This window comes from Sinorhizobium americanum (genome assembly GCF_001651855.1).
Taxonomy (GTDB): domain Bacteria; phylum Pseudomonadota; class Alphaproteobacteria; order Rhizobiales; family Rhizobiaceae; genus Sinorhizobium; species Sinorhizobium americanum.
This window is the reverse complement of sequence record NZ_LNQC01000036.1, coordinates 36,708-53,878: the sequence shown is the minus strand read 5'-3', so window position 1 is coordinate 53,878 and position 17,171 is coordinate 36,708. Positions and strand designations below refer to the sequence as shown.

The following is a 17,171-nucleotide window of genomic DNA, read 5'->3' as shown; positions in this document are numbered from 1 at the left end:
AAATCGGGCCTGTTTCTGGAGAAATTCACGTAGAATGGACCTAAATCCATTTAAATCGGGGGTGTTTTTGCGAAAATTTCTCAAAAAACCATGAAATCGAACGAAAACACCGCAAGTCCCCATAGACGTCCGGAGTGACTGCCTGTTGACAGGCGGCGACCGTCGGGCGATCACGCTGCGAATCGCAGGATGGTCTCGCCCCGATGTCCGAAATGCCCACCGTGCCCGGCGCCGTTATTGTCATCTCCAGCCACGTGGTTCGCGGTACCGTCGGCAATCGGGCCGCCGTGTTCGCGCTGGAGACGCTCGGGCATCGTGTGTGGGCGCTGCCGACCGTCATTCTTCCCTGGCATCCCGGCCATGGCCGTTCGACGCGGGTGGTGATGCCGGACGCGGATTTCCAGTCCGTCATCAACGATCTCGCCAGTGCCCCCTGGACGGGCGAGGTGCGCGCGGTCCTTTCCGGCTATCTGGGCTCGGCTGCCCAGGCCGAAGGCGTCGGCCGGCTCGTGACGATGCTCAGGAACCGTAATCCAGACCTCTTCTACGCCTGCGACCCGGTGATCGGTGACGCGAGCGGCCTTTACGTGCCGGTCGAGGTCGCCGCCGCCATCCGTGACCGGCTGCTGCCGCTGGCGACGCTCGCGACGCCCAACCGGTTCGAGCTCGCCTGGCTTGCAGGCGCCACGCTTGAAACCAATGCGGCGATCCTCGATGCAGCCCTTGGTCTCGGGCCGTCCCGGGTGCTGGTGACCTCGGCGATCCCGATGATGAGCGGCGGCACCGGCAATCTCTATCTCTCCGGCCGACATGCGCTGCTTGCAGAACATCGGCTGATCGACAATCCGCCGAACGGCACGGGGGACCTGCTTTCCGCCGTCTTTCTGGCGCGGCTCCTCCAGGGGCTTTCCGAAGAACGGGCGCTGCAGATGGCGACCGCCAGCGTGTTCGAGATCATCGCGCGCAGCCGCAAACGCGGCGCCGACGAATTGACGCTCGAGCAGGATGCTTCGAGCCTGGCGACGCCGATGGCGATGGTGCAGATGCGCCGGCTAATGCATCCCAGCCAGCTGCGGCCGAAATAAAGAAACTGCTCATAATGGATTGATCTGACGATCGCAGCGAGGTAACCGATGGATATGGAGCGCTTCCCGGAACATCTTCTGAACGGCTATCGCAATTTCATGAACGGCCGGTTCAGCGAACAGCAGCAACGCTACAAGACACTCGCGGATACGGGCCAGAAGCCGCGCACGATGCTCATCGCCTGCTGCGATTCGCGTGCCGCCCCCGAGACGATCTTCGACTGCGGCCCCGGCGAGCTCTTCGTTATCCGCAACGTCGCCAATATGATGCCGCCCTATGAGCCGGACGGGCACTATCATTCGACCTCGGCGGCGCTGGAATTCGCGGTCCAGTCGCTGCGTGTCAGCGATATCGTCGTCATGGGTCACGGTCGCTGCGGCGGCATCAAGGCGGCCCTCGATCCGGATGCGGAACCGCTCTCGCCCGGCGATTTCATCGGCCGCTGGATGAACCTTTTGAAGCCCGCCGCGGAACAGATCCAGAGCAACGAGATGATGACGCAGGCCGAACGCCAGCGCGCGCTTGAGCGCGTGTCCATCCGCAATTCGATCGCCAACCTGAGGACTTTCCCCTGCGTCCAGATACTCGAGGCGAAGGGAAAGCTCTGTCTTCACGGCGCCTGGTTCGACATCTCTACAGGCGAGCTTTGGGTCATGGACGCGAAAACCGGCGATTTCGCACGGCCGGGAATGTAATGCGCGAAGGCCCGCTCCTCTCGAAGCGGGCCTTCATTCCATCCATTGTCCGCTTGATCAGTCGCCGTCGATTTCGGCGCCGATGATGGCGATCGCCTGCTGGTAGACGCTGGCGGCGTTCCAGCCCTGGATCGCCGCATAGTTCACCTCGCCCGGCTGGTAGCCGCCACCCGGCTGCCAGCCGTGGCCGCGCAGGAAGTTTGCGGTCGAGGCCAGCGCGTCGGCCCTCGAGCGGACCATGTCGATATGGCCGTTGCCGTCGCCGTCCACGCCGAATTTCAAGACATTCAGCGGCAGGAACTGCGTCTGGCCGATTTCGCCATGGGCAGCGCCGCGGGCGGTTGGGCTCAGATCGCCCCGTTCGACAAGCTGAAGCGCGGCATAGAGCTGGTCGGTGAAATAGGCGGAGCGGCGGCAATCATAGGCGAGCGTCGAGACGGCGGAGAGCGTGTGCTCCTTGCCCATGAAGGAGCCGAAGCCGGTTTCCATGCCCCAGATGGCGATCAGCGGGCCGGCCGGCACGCCGTAATGCTGCTCGATGCTGTCGAAAAGCGCGGCGTTCTGGGCGCGCATCTTCCGGCCGCGCGAAATGATCGCCTGGCCGCCGCGCTTCTGCATGAACTGTTCGAGCGACAGCTTGAAGCTTTTCTGGCCACGGTCGGCGCGGATCGTCGCCCGGTTGTAGGAAACATTGGCGAGCGCCTGATCAAGCACCGATGGGCTGATGCCGCTGCCGGCCGCCTCGCGCTTGAACTCGGCGACCCAGGCGGAAAAGCCGCCGGCGCTATTACCGCATTGCGCCGCCGATGCGGCTGCGGGAAGAAATGCCGTTGAGATGAGGGCTGCAAGCCCCGTTACTGCGCACCTAGCCATGTGCATGGTATACCCCGTCAAAGCCCGAATAGTTGACTTGAAAGCCCGCCCCGCTCGGGCCCTCTCGTTTGCTCTCTCGTCCCCCGGCGATGTTTCACGTGAATCCACCGCTCTAAAGTCAACGCGAAACCCCGCAAGGTCGATGTCGCCGAGCGGGGCTTCGGATTATGCGTGATCGCCGCCTCTTCAAGCCGCCTGCTTGCGCGGCTTGATCAGGCCGCGATTGACAAGCAGTTCGGCAATCTGAACGGCATTCAGCGCCGCACCCTTGCGCAGGTTGTCGGAGACCACCCACATGTTGAGACCGTTTTCGACGGTCGCGTCCTCGCGGATGCGCGAAATATAGGTCGCGTCTTCGCCGGCGCATTCATAGGGCGTCACGTAGCCGCCGTTCTCATGCTTGTCGACGACGAGGCAACCCGGCGCCTCGCGCAGGATCTCGCGCGCCTCGTCGGCGGTGATCTCGTTCTCGAATTCGATATTGACCGATTCCGAATGGCCGATGAACACCGGCACGCGCACCGCGGTGCAGGTCACCTTGATTTTCGGATCGAGCATCTTCTTGGTCTCGGCGAGAACCTTCCACTCTTCCTTGGTGTAGCCGTCCTCCATGAAGACGTCGATATGCGGAATGACGTTGAAGGCGATGCGCTTGGTGAACTTCTTGCTCTCGATCGGGTCGGCGACGAAGACCGCGCGCGTCTGGTTGAAGAGCTCGTCCATGCCGTCCTTGCCGGCGCCGGAGACCGACTGGTAGGTGGAGACGACGACGCGCTTGATCTTCGCGTGGTCGTGCAGCGGCTTCAGGGCGACGACGAGCTGCGCCGTCGAGCAATTCGGATTGGCGATGATGTTCTTCTTGGTGAATCCGGCAACCGCGTCCGCGTTCACTTCCGGCACGATCAGCGGCACCTCGGCGTCGTAGCGCCAGGCCGACGAATTGTCGATGACGACGCAGCCCTGCTGGCCGATCTTCGGCGAGTACTTGAGCGATACCGCGCCGCCGGCCGACATCAGGCAAATATCCGTGTCGGAGAAGTCATAGGTTTCGAGGTTGGAGACCTTCAGCGTCTTGTCACCGTAGGATACTTCAGTGCCGACGGAGCGCGAGGAGGCGAGCGCCACAACCTCGTCCGCAGGAAATCCCCGTTCGGAGAGGATGTTCAGCATCTCCCGGCCAACATTGCCGGTGGCGCCTGCGACTGCAATCTTGAAACCCATGTTCTAAGCTCTCTTTCTGTCTCTCCTCGTCTGGTGGAGGCGGAGCCGCGCGGATCGTCCGCGAGGGTCCTGTCCCCGGCCGGACCGGGGAGAGAGCGGAGGCCAGAGACGTCAGACGGTTTTCGTCGTGGTTTTGGCCGTTGTTTTGCTAACGAGCGAGAAAGGGCGAGCCTGCCCGGCATGGGCCGGCAAGCGCAGCGCAGCGATGGACGAACTGTTCGGTCGCATCTCGTTTCCTCGTTCGCCGCTGCTCTTACCGGCTTTTCCACAAGAGTCAAGCCGCCGGCGCGTCCGCGCCTTGAATTGGCGGCCGCGCTCATTCCGCTTTGCGCCCGATCACCGCATTAGACGAAAGTCATAGGACGAAAGCATCCCTGCCTCGGGAAGGGCTTTTCTGACATCCTCTCGACTCAGGCGCACCGCGTTCCGGACTTCGGGGAGGAGCCGGATCGATCGAACGGGCGCTCAAGGAATGCCTTTTGAAGTGGAGGATCATCAAATGGCAAATGTCGCAACAGCGGACGGCGTCAAGAAAGCCGGCCCTATGACCGCCGAGGAGAAGAAGGTCATCTTCGCCTCGTCGCTCGGTACCGTCTTCGAATGGTATGATTTCTATCTTTATGGATCGCTCGCCGTCTATATCGGCGCGACCTTCTTCAGCCAGTATCCGGAGACGACCCGCAACATCTTCGCGCTGCTTGCCTTTGCCGCAGGCTTCCTGGTGCGCCCCTTCGGCGCCCTCGTCTTCGGCCGGATTGGGGACCTTGTCGGCCGCAAATATACGTTCCTCGTCACGATCCTGATCATGGGTCTGTCGACCTTCCTGGTCGGCGTTCTGCCCGGTGCCGCTTCGATCGGCATAGCCGCGCCGATCATCCTGATCGTCCTGCGCCTGCTGCAGGGTCTGGCGCTCGGCGGTGAGTATGGCGGCGCCGCCACCTATGTCGCCGAACATGCGCCGCATGGCCGTCGCGGCTATTTCACCTCGTGGATTCAGACGACGGCGACGCTCGGCCTGTTCCTGTCGCTGGTGGTGATCCTGTTCGTGCAGTTCATACTCGGCAAGGAGGCCTTCGCCGCGTGGGGCTGGCGCATACCCTTCCTGCTGTCCTGCGTGCTTCTTGGCGTCTCCGTCTGGATTCGGCTGAAGATGAACGAATCGCCGGCCTTCAAGAAGATGAAGGAAGAGGGCAAGGGTTCGAAGGCGCCGCTGACGGAGGCCTTCGGCCAGTGGCGGAATGCCAAGGTCGCGCTGCTGGCGCTCTTCGGTGCCGTCGTCGGTCAGGCCGTCGTCTGGTATTCCGGCCAGTTCTACGCCTTGTTTTTCCTGCAGAGCATCCTGAAGATCGACGGCCAGTCGGCGAACCTGATGGTTGCCGCCTCGCTCGTGCTCGGCACCGGCTTCTTCGTCTTCTTCGGCTGGCTTTCCGACAAGATCGGCCGCAAGCCGATCATCATGGCCGGCCTGCTGCTCGCCATGCTGACCTACTTCCCGCTGTTCAAGACCTTGACCTGGGCCGGAAACCCGGCTTTGGCCGAGGCACAGCAGAGTGTTCGCGCCACCGTCGCCGCCGCACCCGGGGACTGCAAATTCCAGTTCAATCCGACCGGCACGGCGAAGTTCACGACTTCGTGCGACATCGCAACGGCCTTCCTGACAAAGAACTCGGTGCCTTATGACGTGGTGACCACGGCGGCCGCGGGGACGCCGGCGACCGTGAAGGTCGGCGAGACGACGATCACCAGCTATGACGCGGTCGCCGCCGGCGACAAGGCGAAAGCCGAGGATGCTGCGTTCAGCAAGCAGGTCAACATGGCGCTGCAAGCCTCCGGCTACCCGCTGGTGCGTGGTGCCGCAAAGGTGCCGGAATCGAAGCTCGACGCTTTCGTCGCGGCCAATCCGGAGCTCGCCCTCGACGCGGCTGCGATCCGCGCCGGCGACAAGACCATGGTTCCGGCCGACAAGCTGACTGCCGACAAACTGCTGACCAAGGAAGAAGTCGGCAACGCGACCGAAATGGCGGTCTATTCGATCGACAAAGGCGGCGCATTCACGATGGTGGCCGATCCGGCTCGCGTCAACTGGACGGTGATCATTGCCGTGCTGACCGTCCTCGTCATCTATGTGACGATGGTCTACGGACCGATCGCCGCTCTGCTCGTCGAACTCTTCCCGACCCGCATCCGCTACACCGGCATGTCGCTGCCCTATCACATCGGCAACGGCTGGTTCGGCGGCCTGCTTCCGGCAACGGCCTTCGCCATGAGCGCGGCAAAGGGCGATATCTACTATGGTCTCTGGTACCCGATCGTCTTCGCCGGCATCACCCTGGTGATCGGCCTTCTGTTCCTGCCGGAAACCAAGGACCGCAATATCGACGCGATGGACTGAGCCGCAAGGGTAGGCAGCTTTTCCTCGATTTCCAACAAGCTCTCCTAGACTCCGGCGCGGCCTCCGCGCCGGCTTTTTATTTGAGCCGAGAACGCGCGGTCTTCGGTGCCGGCCAGCCGCCGGCGTCGAGCCGGAAGAGCCAGTCCCGGCGGGCGAAGAGAAAGGCGACCATCATCGCGGTCCAGAGGCCGAGCAGCAGGCCGGCCGCCACATCGCTCGGATAGTGGGCGCCGACGATAACGCGCGACACGCCAATCAGCAGCGCCAAGATTAGGAAGAGCGGCCTTAGCCCCGGCGTCAGCATGGCGAAGGCACCGAAGAAGGCGCCGGCGGCCGTCGAGTGGCCCGAGGGGAAGCTCTCGAAAGCGCCGCTGCCGGTAAAGGGCGTCAGGCTGTAGGCCCCGTATTCGGCGAAGAGCTCCGGGCGGGCGCGGCCGATCAGCAGCTTCAACCCGTGCACCAGCACGCTTGCCGTGCCGATCGTCAGCAGGAAGTAGGCCCCGAGGCGGCGTGCCGTGCGGGCCCGCTGCCGGACGGTGTCGCGTCGCGACGATCGCCTGACGATGAAGGCGATCAGGAGCAGGGTCGCGGAGGTATAGATCATCCAGGCGAAGGTGCCGAAATCGGTGATTGCCCGGTTGAAGCCGATGATCTCTTGCGGCAGGCCCTGCGCCCATTGCGACAGGTGCGGATCGAAGGGAACGAGGGCCACGACGAGAATGATCGTCGTCAGCAGGATCCAGCCGGAGGAGGCAAGCGGTTGGTTCATGTCGTGTTTCCCGGATCGGTTCCCTGCATGTGAAGTCGAGCGCGGAAAAATCAAGGGATTCAAATCAAAACACCTCCGGACCGTGTCCGGAGGTGTGTTCGTATAGGTAGGCGAGAGTAACGGCCGATCAGGCCGAGAGCGCCTTGAACTCGGCGAGAATGGCGTCGCCCATTTCGACGGTGCCGACCTTCCGGCAGCCATCCGCCATGATGTCGCCGGTGCGAATGCCCTTGTCGAGCACGTTGGCGATTGCCTTTTCGAGATTATCGGCTTCCTTCACGAGGTTGAAGGAGTAGCGCAGGCACATGGCGAAGGAGGCGATCATCGCAATCGGGTTGGCGATGCCCTGGCCGGCAATGTCCGGCGCCGAGCCATGCACCGGCTCGTAGAGCGCCTTGCGCTTGCCGGTCTTGGCGTCCGGTGCCCCGAGCGAGGCCGAAGGCAGCATGCCGAGCGAACCGGTCAGCATCGCGGCGACGTCCGACAGCATGTCGCCGAACAGGTTGTCCGTGACGATCACGTCGAACTGCTTCGGTTGCCGCACCAGCTGCATGCCACCTGCGTCGGCCAGCATGTGCTCGAGCTGAACGTCGGAATACTTTGCCTTGTGCGTCTCGGTAACAACCTGGTTCCAGAGCACGCCCGACTTCATGACGTTGCGCTTTTCCATCGAGCAGACGCGGTTGTTGCGGGTGCGCGCCAGCTCGAAGGCGACGCCGGCGATGCGCTCGATCTCGTAGGTGTCGTAAACCTGGGTGTCGATGCCGCGCTTCTGGCCGTTGCCGAGATCGATGATTTCCTTCGGCTCGCCGAAATAGACGCCGCCGGTCAGCTCGCGGACGATCAGGATGTCGAGGCCTTCGACCAGCTCCGGCTTCAGCGAGGACGCGTTGGCAAGCGCCGGATAGCAGATGGCCGGGCGCAGGTTCGCAAAGAGTTCCAGATCCTTGCGCAGGCGGAGAAGTCCGGCTTCCGGGCGCACTTCATAGGGAACCGCGTCCCATTTCGGTCCGCCGACGGCGCCGAAAAGCACCGCGTCGGCGGCAAGGGCCTTGGCCATGTCCTCTTCCGAGATCGCCGCGCCGTGGGCGTCATAGGCGGATCCACCCACGAGCCCCTCCTCCGTGACGAAACCGGCGTCCTGCTCGGAGTTCATGTAAGCGATGATTTTACGGACTTCCGCCATGGCTTCCGGGCCGATGCCGTCGCCGGGCAGAAGGAAGAGATTGCGCACAGTCATGGATAGTCCTTCTCGAGGGGAAAACTCGGGCGGTTCTTAACGCAACTTCGTATCGAGGGAAATCGCGTTGGCGAAAGATTTGTGCGCCGCCGAACGCGTTCCCTTGGAAACAGTCGCGCGCGCCTGGCAGGGGGAAAATAGCCCTGTGCGAGCGATCACCGTTCCCACACAGCGCGAGGGAAGACCATGCGCAAGCTCATCAGAGCCATCGCGGCCTTGGTCCGCGACACGATGGACATTCTCACCTTCCGAAAGCCCTCGCGCCGAGGCTGATCCCTGGCAAGCAGGTCGGGCAAGCCGGTTCGCCGCCACTGCCGTTTCCGCTTGACGGAATCGGCGCCGGGCGCTCGAATGACCGAATTCCACAACCGGGGTTTCCAAGATGTCCGAGACGCTTTTAGTCGGTGCCTTCCTTGCGGCCCTTTCCTACACCCTGATCCCCGGCCCCGCCTTTCTGGCACTGCTTGGCATCGGCGCCGGCCAGGGCCGGAAAGCCGGCGCGCTGTTCATGGGCGGCCACCTCGCCGGCGATATCCTCTGGTCGACGCTGGCACTTGTCGCCATCGTCGGCGCCCGCTCGATCGGAACGGCGATCTTCGATACTCTCGGGCTCATCTGCGGCGCCTATCTTGCCTGGATCGGCTGGACGGCGCTGAAGGCCCGGCCAAGGGGCGACAATCGCGCACTGATGACGGTCGAGCGGCCGCTCAGGCGCGGGCTGATCTTCGGGCTCACCAACCCCAAGGGTTACCCGGTGGCGCTCGCGACCTTCACCGCGCTCCTCGCCAGCTCCGCCAACGCCTTGGAATTCGAGGCCCTGCCGATGCTGCTCGCCGTGTCGCTGATCGGCTTCCTGATCGCCGACGTGATCCTGATCGCCATTATCGGTGCCTCGGTCGTCCGGCGCTTCTACCGGCGCCATGAGCTCACCATCGTCCGGCTCTCCGGGCTCCTGTTCATCGGCTTTGCCGCGCAGGCGATCTGGCACGCCGCGCCCGGGCTCTTCGGCATGCGCAGGGCTTGAACAGTCCGCGCCCGCCAACCACTTCACATTCGACCGGCTCCCCAATCCCACGCCCGGTCTGATCTGCATGCGAAAGGAATCTCATGACCGTCGACGCTTCGCTCAACCCCGCCCTCACAAATTGGACCGGCCATGAGGGCCTGCCGCGCTTCGAGGCGATAAACGACGAGAACTTCGCGCCCGCCTTCGTTGCCGCCTTCGCGAGCCACGAGGCGGAGATCGAGGCGATCGCCAACAATCCCGAGCCGCCGAGCTTCGACAATACTGTCGTCGCTCTGGAGATCGCCGGCGACGAGCTGTCGCGTGTTTCGGCGCTGTTCTGGACCAAGACCGGTGCCCACACCAATGAGGTGATCCAGGCGCTGGAGCGCGACATCGCACCGAAGATGTCGCGCCATTATTCGAAGGTCGGCACGAATCCGGCGCTCTTCAGCCGCATCGACACGCTGTGGGAGACGCGGGCGGCGCTTGGTCTCGATCTCGAGGCGACGCGCGTGCTCGAGCGCCATTGGAAGGGTTTCGTCAAGTCCGGCGCCAAGCTCGATAAGCCAGAGCAGGAGCGGCTGGCGACAATCAACGAAACGCTTGCCGGCCTTGGCGCGAAATTCGGCCAGAACGTGCTGGCCGACGAGAAGAACTGGGCGCTCATGCTCGCGAGCGAGGAGGAGCTGGCCGGGCTTCCGGATTTCCTCAAGGACGCGATGGCCGAAGCGGCACGCGACCGGGGCGAGGACGGCAAATATGCGGTGACGCTGTCGCGCTCGATCATCGAGCCGTTCCTGACCTTTTCTGAAAACCGCGAGCTTCGCGAGCAGGCCTTCCGTGCCTGGACCGCGCGCGGAGAAAATGGCGGCGAGACCGACAATCGCGACATCATCGCCGAGACGCTTTCGCTTCGGGCGGAAAAGGCGAAGCTGCTCGGCTATCCGAACTACGCCGCTCTCAAGCTCGACGACACCATGGCGAAGACACCCGAAGCGGTGAACGGCCTGTTGCTGCACGTCTGGGAAAAGGCGGTGGCACGCGCTCGGGAGGAGGAGGCGGAGCTCGCCAAGCTGATTGCCGCTGAAGGCCGCAATCACGACGTCATGCCCTGGGACTGGCGCCACTATGCCGAAAAACAGAGAGCGGAAAAATTCAGCTTCTCGGAAAGCGAGCTAAAACCCTATCTGCAGCTTGAAAAGATCATCGACGCGTGCTTCGACGTCGCCCATCGTCTCTTCGGCATTACGGCGACGGAAAAGAGCGGCATCGCCGCCTACCATCCGGACGTCCGCGTCTTCGAGATCCGCGACGCTTCGGGCAAGCTCGTGGCGCTCTTCCTCGGCGACTACTTCGCCCGCTCATCCAAGCGCTCCGGCGCCTGGATGAGCTCCTTCCAGTCGCAGCACAAGCTGAAGCTGAGAAACGGCGCGGTCGGCGAGATCCCGATCGTCTACAATGTCTGCAACTTCGCCAAGCCCGCCGACGGCAAGCCGGCGCTGCTTTCCATCGACGATGCCCGCACGCTGTTCCACGAGTTCGGCCACGCTTTGCACGGCATGCTGTCGAACGTCACCTATCCCTCGGTGTCGGGTACCGGCGTTTCGCGCGACTTCGTCGAACTGCCGTCGCAGCTTTACGAACATTGGCTGACGGTGCCGGAGATCCTGAGGAAATACGCCGTGCACTACCGGACCAGCGAACCGATGCCGCAGGCCCTGCTCGACAAGGTGCTGGCGGCGCGGACCTTCAATTCCGGCTTCGCCACCGTCGAGTTCACCGCGTCGGCGCTCGTGGACATGACCTATCATACGGCGGAAAACATCAGCGATCCGATGGCGCTTGAAGCGGCGACGCTCGAGAAAATCGGCCTGCCGAACGCGATCGTCATGCGGCATCGCAGCCCGCATTTCCTGCATGTCTTCTCGGGCGACGGCTACTCGGCCGGCTATTATTCCTACATGTGGTCGGAGGTGCTCGATGCCGACGCCTTCGCTGCCTTTGAGGAGACCGGCGATCCCTTCGATCCGGCGATGGCGGCCAAGCTCAAGGGCCACATCTATTCCATCGGAGGGGCGATCGATCCGGAAGATGCCTACAGGGCCTTCCGCGGCAAGCTGCCGAGCCCGGAGGCGATGCTGGCAAAGAAGGGACTGGCAGCATAGGGTTTCCTCGCCGGCCTTTCGCGTCTCGTGGATCGCCGACCCCTCCCCCCTTGTGGCGAGGGGTCGTTCACTCTCGCGGTCGTCTCGCTGTGCTCAGCGTATCAATATCGCGCGGAAGTCGTTGACATTCGTGCCGGTAGGACCTGGTACGAAAAGATCGCCGCTGGCGGCGAAGGCCGACCAGGCGTCGTGGCGGGCGAGAAGGGTGCGGGGATCGGCGCCTGCCGCCCGCATGCGGCCGACACTCGCCCCGTCGGCAAAGGCGCCGGCATTGTCTTCGGAACCGTCGATGCCGTCCGTATCGGCGGCGAGCGCGTCGATCCCCGCGACGCCATCGATATCGAGCGCCAGCGACAGCAGGAACTCGCTGTTGCGGCCGCCTCTGCCGTAGTCCTTGCCCGAAATTGTCACCGTCGTCTCGCCGCCGGAAAGCAGCACGACGGGCTTTGTAAACGGGCGGTTACGCGCGGCGACCTCGCGCGCTAGAGCGGCGTGCATGCGGCCGATGTCGCGCGCTTCGCCCTCAATCGCGTCCGAGAGGATCATTGCTTCGATGCCGCTCTGCCGCGCCCGCGCTGCCGCAGCTTCCAGCGACACGCTTGCCGAAGCTATCACATGGACTTGGTTGCCGGCAAAGGCCTGATCGTCCGGGCTCGGCGCGCGCGCCGCATCGGAAGAAAGATGCGCCATCACCCGTTCGGGCAGGGTCATGGCATAGCGTGAAACAATGTCGCGCGCTTCTTCGAGGCTCGAGCGATCCGGCACTGTCGGGCCGGAGGCGACGAAGGCGGGATTGTCGCCCGGGACGTCCGAGACGACCAGGCTGACGACGCGCGCCGGCGAGGCGGCGAGGGCCAGCCGTCCGCCCTTAATCCGCGACACGTGCTTGCGCACCACGTTCATCGCCGAGATCGGCGCGCCGGAGGCAAGCAAGGCCCTGTTGACGGCGATCTCGTCTTCAAGCGTCAGCCCATTCGGCGGCGCCGGCAGCAGCGCCGAGCCGCCGCCGGAGACCAGCGCAATGACGAGGTCGTCCTCGGTCAGTCCCTCGACCCGTTCGAGGAGGCCCGTGGAGGCGATCAGTCCCGCCTCGTCCGGCACCGGATGGGCCGATTGCAGCACCTTGATTCGCTCGCAATTTTCGATCGGCCCATGGCGGGCGACCACCACCCCTTCGATCGGTCCGTCCCAGAGCCGCTCAAAGGCAGCGGCCATCTGGCTTGCCGCCTTGCCCGCGCCGACGACGATGGTGCGTCCGTTCGGCGGCGCCGGCAGATGCGCGCGAATGGCGGCGTAAGGATCGGCCGCCACGACGGCGGCCTCGAAGAGGGATGTCAGGAAGGAGCGCGGCTCGATCGATGCCATGGAATCAGTCCGGGATTTCGAGATCATAGACGAAAATACCTTGGAGGCCGCCTTCAGCCGCCGCAACCAATTTCGCGCCAGTCGTGCGATGATCTGCGTCATCGAGATAGGCGTCGCGCGCCCTTGCATCGGCAAAATCGACGATGAAGCCTTCGCCATAACCCTTGTCCATGCCCGTCTCCGGACTGACATTGGTGCCGACATGCGCAGCCAGGAACCCCGGCAGACGCTCTTTCAAGGCGGAAATCTCGGCGAAGATCGCCGCCTTTTCGGCCTCGCTAACCTCGGGGCGGAAGCGGATGAAAACACAGTGGCGGATCATGCTTCCCTCACCTCAGCGAATATCGGCGCGGGCCCGCGGCCGCGTGTCGTTGCGCTCGTGCTCGAACACGGCCGGCGGCAGCGGCGGCAGGCCGCGGATGATATCCGCCCCCTTCTCGCCCATCATGATCGTCGGCCCGTTGGTGTTGCACGACGGCACCCGCGGCATGACCGAGCTGTCGCAGACCCGCAGACCCTCGAGCCCCCGCACCTTCAGCTCGAGATCGACCACAGCCGCCGCATCCGTTCCCATCTTGCAGGTGCCGACCGGATGATGATCGGTCTTGGCATTGGCGCAGCCATAGTCGAAGAGCTGCTCTTCGGACTTGATATCCTTACCCGGCAAACGTTCAGCGAGCACGAAAGGCTCGAGCGCCGGCTGCTGCATGATCTCGCGGGCGATCTCAAGGCCCTCTAGCGACATCTTCCGGTCATGCGGATCCTCCCAATAGTTGGGGTCGATTAGCGGCGCAGCCGCCGGATCGGCGGAGGACAGCCGCACCGTGCCGCGCGAGCGCGGATGCAGGTAGGCGGAGTTGAGCGTCACGCCGGCGTTCTTGAGCCGCGCGACGCCTGCTTCGATGCCCGAGCCGAGGCCGAGGTGGAACTGGATGTCGGGCGAGCGGGCATTCGGATCGGCATACCAGAAGCCGCCGGTCTCGAAGAGCGACGAGGCCACCGGGCCGGAGCGGAACAGCACATATTGCAGGCCGGCCCAGAGCGTGCGGTGCAGCTTGGCGACATTGTCATAGGTGTGGTCGCCGGTGCATTCGGCAATCACGAAGAGATCGAGATGGTCCTGCAGGTTGCTGCCGACGCCGGGGAGGTCATGGCGGACATCGACGCCGACCGAGCGCAGGTGATCGGCCGGGCCGATGCCGGACTGCAAGAGCAGTTTCGGCGAGCCGATCGCGCCGGAGGAAACCAGCACCTCCCGTTCGGCGCGGACCGTCTCGCGGCCCTTGGCGGTCACCACTTCGACGCCGACGGCGCGCCTGCCTTCGAGCAGGATGCGGGCGACGCGGGCGCCGGTGCGCACGGTGAGGTTCTTGCGATCCTTGATCGGCGACAGATAGGCGAGCGAAGCGGACGAGCGCCGGCGGTTGCGCTGGGTCAGCTGATAAAAGCCGACGCCCGCCTGCTGCTTGCCGTTGAAATCGTGATTATAGGGGATGCCGAGCTCCTGGCCGGCGCGGATATAGGCATCGCAGATCGGCAGCGACGAAACGGGCATCGAGACGCCGAGCGGCCCGCCATAGGAATGATAGTCATCGGCGAAACGCTGATTGTCCTCGGCGCGTTTGAAATAGGGAAGCACGCTGCGATAGTCCCAGCCGGCGCAGCCGTCCTCGCTCGTCCAGAGATCATAATCGACGGCATTGCCGCGGGTATAGAGCTGCGCATTGATCGACGAGCCGCCGCCGATCACCTTCGCCTGGGTATAGCGCAGCACCCTGCCCTTCATGTGCTTCTGCGGTACCGTCTGCCAGCCCCAGCTCGCCACGCCCTTGGTCATCTTGGCGAAACCGGCCGGCATGTGGAAGAGCGGGTTCCAGTCGCCGCCGCCGGCTTCCAGCAGCAGCACCTTGACTGTCGGATCCTCGCTCAGACGGTTGGCAAGCACGCAGCCGGCCGGGCCGGCACCGGTGATGATATAGTCAAAGGTCATTGTACGTTCCTCCACCGCCCTATTGGAACGTTCCAAATACAAGGCGTGATAAATCTGACGGCGCCTCCGGCGGGGCGGTCCTTGCTGTCTTAAAGTCGACTGATCGACAGGCCCCCGTCGGCCTGGATGACCGAGCCGGTGGCGAAGGCGAACTTGCCGCTGGCTAGCCCGGAGACGATATTGCCGATATCGTCGGGCTCGCCCCAACGCTTGACCGGTACCAGCCCGCCGGCGATCAGCGCATCGTATTTGCCGGAGACGGCGGCGGTCATGTCGGAGCGGATAATCCCCGGGCGCACCTCGAAAACCGCGATGCCAGTCTCGGCGAGCCGCAGCGCCAGGCCTTGGCTGAAGGCGGCAAGGCCCGCCTTGCTCATGCAGTAGTCAAGCCGCTCCGGCGAGGTCATCGCCGCGGAAACCGAGGTGATGTTGATAATCGAACGCGACGCGCCCCCCTCGACCGCGAGCATGGTCTTCAACACCGCCTGGGTAAAAAAGACCGTGCCGCGCAGGTTGATGCCGACGATCGTGTCGAAATTCTCCGGCTCCAGTTCGAGGAAATCGCCGCGCACGACAGAGGCAATGCCGGCATTGTTGACGAGGCAGTCGATCCGGCCGAAAGCGGCGATTACGGCGTCGACGGTCGGCTGGTGGCCGGAAAGATCCGCGACGTCGGCCCGGAGGAAGATGGCGCGTGCCCCAAGCGTCTCGAGCTCGGCGATGACCGGCGCCACGCCTTCCGCATCGCCGATGCCGGTAATGGCGATGTCGAAACCGCCGGCGGCAAGAGCCCGGGCAATGCCGAGACCGATGCCGCGGCGGCCGCCGGTGACGATCGCGACGGGACGTGCCTTGTCCGTCATGACCGGAGATCCTCTTTAGCGATATGATCGGCGACGCGCAGCGCCTGGGCCGCGACCGTCAGCGCCGGGTTGACGGCCGCGGAAGTCGGCAGGAAACTGGCATCGACGACGAAGAGATTAGGATGATCGAAGGTGCGGCAATAGACGTCGAGCGGCGCCTGCCCTGGGTCGTTGCCGATCCGGACCGTTCCACACTGGTGCGACGGCGTCCGCTTGTCGAAGGCCCTGGCCAGCACCACCGGAAAGCCCGCCTGCTTCAGCACTCCCTTCAGCTTGGCGACGAGCTTCAGGTGCGCCTGCCAATTGGTGCGTACCCATTGGAGCAGGATGCGGTCGCCGTCGACCATGATGCGGCTCTCGGGCGAGGGCAGATCCTCGCTCATGGCGTAGAAGTCGATGGCGCGGGAAGAAACCTGGCCGAGCAGCCATTCCGGCATCGACCGCATGTTGGCCTTCAGGATCGCGCCGGAGACGCGGCCGAGCAGCTGGATATTGCCAAGCGGCGGCCCGCCCTCACCGTCCGAGAGATAGAAATCGTTGAGGCCGAAGGTCTTCTGGTAGACGGAGTCGTTGCGATACCAGGGGCTGAGGGCAATCACCGCGCTCGAATTGTGATTCATGAAATTGCGGCCGACCTGGTCGGAGCGGTTGGCGAGCCCGGCCGGGTTGCGGTCATCGGCCGAGCGCAGCAGCAGCACGGCCGATTGCACGGCGCCGGCGGACAGGATGACGAGCTTCGGCGAGAGGCTGTGCTCGACACCATCCTTCTCATAGTGAACGGTCTGGATCGCCTTGCCGTCCGGCGCAGTCGTCAGCCGGGTGACCCGCGAGCCGGTCTGCAGCCGGACATTCGGATATTCCAGCGCCGCCGTCAGCGCCGCGGTTTCCGCATCCATTTTGCCGTCGAAACTGTTCGGATGCGCGTCCCAGGGCGTCTTGCCCTTGGCGAGCCAGCGATCGATGTCGATGCCGAGCGGCAGCGAATAGGGATGCAGGCCGTTTTCGCGCAGCCGCTTGCGCACCTTGGCTATCGCCGGTTCGTCCGGCACGGGCGCATGCGGATAGTCGTTCGAATGCAGCGGTTCCGTCGGGTCTTCGCCGAGGCGTCCGCGCACCTGGTAGAGCGCTTCCGCCCTGGCGTACCAGGGCTCGAGCTCTTCATAGGGAAAGGGCCAGGCGGGCGAAATACCGTCGAGATGCCGCATCTCCTCGAAATCTTCGCGGCGGTAGCGGGTGAGCACCGCGCCGTAGAATTTCGAGTTGCCGCCGACATTGTAGTAATTGCCTGGGTTGAAGCCGGCGCCGCCCGCCTCGTACCAGGTCTCCTTCGGCCGGAAATGGCCGCACTGGAAGATCGCCCGTTGGTCGCGGTTGACCGGCAGGTCTTCTATGTGGTGGCCGGCCTCGAGGATGAGGATTTCAGCGCCCGAGGCGGCAAGTCCGGCGGCGACCGTCGCGCCGCCGACACCCGAGCCGATGATGACGATATCCGGCTGGCTGGCCATG

14 protein-coding genes are annotated in these 17,171 nt (G+C 64.0%); 5 read left to right on the top strand and 9 right to left on the bottom strand.

All coding sequences use genetic code 11. The features are described from left to right. Nucleotides 1-203 precede the first annotated feature (203 nt). Nucleotides 204-1,085, top strand: coding sequence for a pyridoxal kinase PdxY (pdxY, locus tag ATC00_RS02575; protein ID WP_064251879.1), 882 nt, complete (start codon nucleotides 204-206; stop codon nucleotides 1,083-1,085). Between the two features lie 54 nt (nucleotides 1,086-1,139). After that, nucleotides 1,140-1,781 carry a carbonic anhydrase gene (locus tag ATC00_RS02570; RefSeq protein WP_064251906.1) on the top strand — a complete coding sequence of 214 codons (642 nt, stop codon included), beginning with the start codon at nucleotides 1,140-1,142 and terminating at the stop codon, nucleotides 1,779-1,781. Between the two features lie 57 nt (nucleotides 1,782-1,838). Here ATC00_RS02570 and ATC00_RS02565 read toward each other — a convergent pair whose 3' ends face one another. Both ATC00_RS02565 and ATC00_RS02560 read right to left on the bottom strand, forming a co-directional pair. Continuing rightward, the gene (locus tag ATC00_RS02565; protein ID WP_064251878.1) at nucleotides 1,839-2,660 is read right to left on the bottom strand and encodes a lytic murein transglycosylase; all 822 of its coding nucleotides are present in this window, start codon (nucleotides 2,658-2,660) and stop codon (nucleotides 1,839-1,841) included. Between the two features lie 180 nt (nucleotides 2,661-2,840). Beyond that, complete coding sequence (locus tag ATC00_RS02560; protein ID WP_037390441.1) at nucleotides 2,841-3,875, bottom strand: aspartate-semialdehyde dehydrogenase; 1,035 nt, start codon at nucleotides 3,873-3,875, stop codon at nucleotides 2,841-2,843. A 499-nt stretch (nucleotides 3,876-4,374) separates the two neighbouring features. Between ATC00_RS02560 and ATC00_RS02555 the strand changes: the two genes are divergently transcribed. Then, on the top strand, nucleotides 4,375-6,267 hold the full coding sequence (locus ATC00_RS02555; protein ID WP_064251877.1) for an MFS transporter: 1,893 nt from the start codon (nucleotides 4,375-4,377) through the stop codon (nucleotides 6,265-6,267). A 76-nt stretch (nucleotides 6,268-6,343) separates the two neighbouring features. On the opposite strand, the gene ATC00_RS02550 is transcribed toward ATC00_RS02555, so the two are convergent. Further along, nucleotides 6,344-7,036: a phosphatase PAP2 family protein gene (locus tag ATC00_RS02550; RefSeq protein WP_064251876.1), complete on the bottom strand. Its 693-nt coding sequence runs from the start codon at nucleotides 7,034-7,036 to the stop codon at nucleotides 6,344-6,346. 127 nt (nucleotides 7,037-7,163) lie between these two features. After that, the gene (leuB, locus tag ATC00_RS02545; protein ID WP_037390438.1) at nucleotides 7,164-8,276 is read right to left on the bottom strand and encodes a 3-isopropylmalate dehydrogenase; all 1,113 of its coding nucleotides are present in this window, start codon (nucleotides 8,274-8,276) and stop codon (nucleotides 7,164-7,166) included. A gap of 382 nt (nucleotides 8,277-8,658) precedes the next feature. Between leuB and ATC00_RS02535 the strand changes: the two genes are divergently transcribed. Continuing rightward, a complete protein-coding gene (locus ATC00_RS02535; protein ID WP_064251874.1) occupies nucleotides 8,659-9,300 on the top strand; it encodes a LysE family translocator in 642 nt (213 codons plus the stop codon). A gap of 83 nt (nucleotides 9,301-9,383) precedes the next feature. Continuing rightward, complete coding sequence (locus ATC00_RS02530; protein WP_064251873.1) at nucleotides 9,384-11,447, top strand: M3 family metallopeptidase; 2,064 nt, start codon at nucleotides 9,384-9,386, stop codon at nucleotides 11,445-11,447. A 93-nt stretch (nucleotides 11,448-11,540) separates the two neighbouring features. Here the strand turns inward: ATC00_RS02530 and ATC00_RS02525 are convergent, their stop codons facing one another. From ATC00_RS02525 to ATC00_RS02505, 5 genes are all read right to left on the bottom strand, one after another. Further along, a complete protein-coding gene (locus ATC00_RS02525; protein ID WP_064251872.1) occupies nucleotides 11,541-12,812 on the bottom strand; it encodes a glycerate kinase type-2 family protein in 1,272 nt (423 codons plus the stop codon). Between the two features lie 4 nt (nucleotides 12,813-12,816). Continuing rightward, nucleotides 12,817-13,134 carry a Dabb family protein gene (locus tag ATC00_RS02520; RefSeq protein WP_037390435.1) on the bottom strand — a complete coding sequence of 106 codons (318 nt, stop codon included), beginning with the start codon at nucleotides 13,132-13,134 and terminating at the stop codon, nucleotides 12,817-12,819. A 12-nt stretch (nucleotides 13,135-13,146) separates the two neighbouring features. Next, complete coding sequence (locus ATC00_RS02515; protein WP_037390434.1) at nucleotides 13,147-14,802, bottom strand: GMC family oxidoreductase; 1,656 nt, start codon at nucleotides 14,800-14,802, stop codon at nucleotides 13,147-13,149. Nucleotides 14,803-14,891: 89 nt separating this feature from the next. Beyond that, a complete protein-coding gene (locus ATC00_RS02510; protein WP_037390432.1) occupies nucleotides 14,892-15,665 on the bottom strand; it encodes a 3-ketoacyl-ACP reductase in 774 nt (257 codons plus the stop codon). Next, complete coding sequence (locus ATC00_RS02505) at nucleotides 15,662-17,170, bottom strand: GMC oxidoreductase (protein ID WP_064251871.1); 1,509 nt, start codon at nucleotides 17,168-17,170, stop codon at nucleotides 15,662-15,664. Before ATC00_RS02505 ends, ATC00_RS02510 begins: the two co-directional genes overlap by 4 nt. Between the last annotated feature and the right edge of the window lies 1 nt (nucleotide 17,171).

What these genes read in the sequence shown, in the direction of transcription:
- pdxY (WP_064251879.1), top strand. Translation starts at nt 204, where the DNA reads ATGTCCGAAATGCCCACCGTGCCCGGCGCCGTTATTGTCATCTCCAGC.
- ATC00_RS02570 (WP_064251906.1), top strand. Translation starts at nt 1,140, where the DNA reads ATGGAGCGCTTCCCGGAACATCTTCTGAACGGCTATCGCAATTTCATG.
- ATC00_RS02565 (WP_064251878.1), bottom strand. Translation starts at nt 2,660, where the DNA reads ATGCACATGGCTAGGTGCGCAGTAACGGGGCTTGCAGCCCTCATCTCA.
- ATC00_RS02560 (WP_037390441.1), bottom strand. Translation starts at nt 3,875, where the DNA reads ATGGGTTTCAAGATTGCAGTCGCAGGCGCCACCGGCAATGTTGGCCGG.
- ATC00_RS02555 (WP_064251877.1), top strand. Translation starts at nt 4,375, where the DNA reads ATGGCAAATGTCGCAACAGCGGACGGCGTCAAGAAAGCCGGCCCTATG.
- ATC00_RS02550 (WP_064251876.1), bottom strand. Translation starts at nt 7,036, where the DNA reads ATGAACCAACCGCTTGCCTCCTCCGGCTGGATCCTGCTGACGACGATC.
- leuB (WP_037390438.1), bottom strand. Translation starts at nt 8,276, where the DNA reads ATGACTGTGCGCAATCTCTTCCTTCTGCCCGGCGACGGCATCGGCCCG.
- ATC00_RS02535 (WP_064251874.1), top strand. Translation starts at nt 8,659, where the DNA reads ATGTCCGAGACGCTTTTAGTCGGTGCCTTCCTTGCGGCCCTTTCCTAC.
- ATC00_RS02530 (WP_064251873.1), top strand. Translation starts at nt 9,384, where the DNA reads ATGACCGTCGACGCTTCGCTCAACCCCGCCCTCACAAATTGGACCGGC.
- ATC00_RS02525 (WP_064251872.1), bottom strand. Translation starts at nt 12,812, where the DNA reads ATGGCATCGATCGAGCCGCGCTCCTTCCTGACATCCCTCTTCGAGGCC.
- ATC00_RS02520 (WP_037390435.1), bottom strand. Translation starts at nt 13,134, where the DNA reads ATGATCCGCCACTGTGTTTTCATCCGCTTCCGCCCCGAGGTTAGCGAG.
- ATC00_RS02515 (WP_037390434.1), bottom strand. Translation starts at nt 14,802, where the DNA reads ATGACCTTTGACTATATCATCACCGGTGCCGGCCCGGCCGGCTGCGTG.
- ATC00_RS02510 (WP_037390432.1), bottom strand. Translation starts at nt 15,665, where the DNA reads ATGACGGACAAGGCACGTCCCGTCGCGATCGTCACCGGCGGCCGCCGC.
- ATC00_RS02505 (WP_064251871.1), bottom strand. Translation starts at nt 17,170, where the DNA reads ATGGCCAGCCAGCCGGATATCGTCATCATCGGCTCGGGTGTCGGCGGC.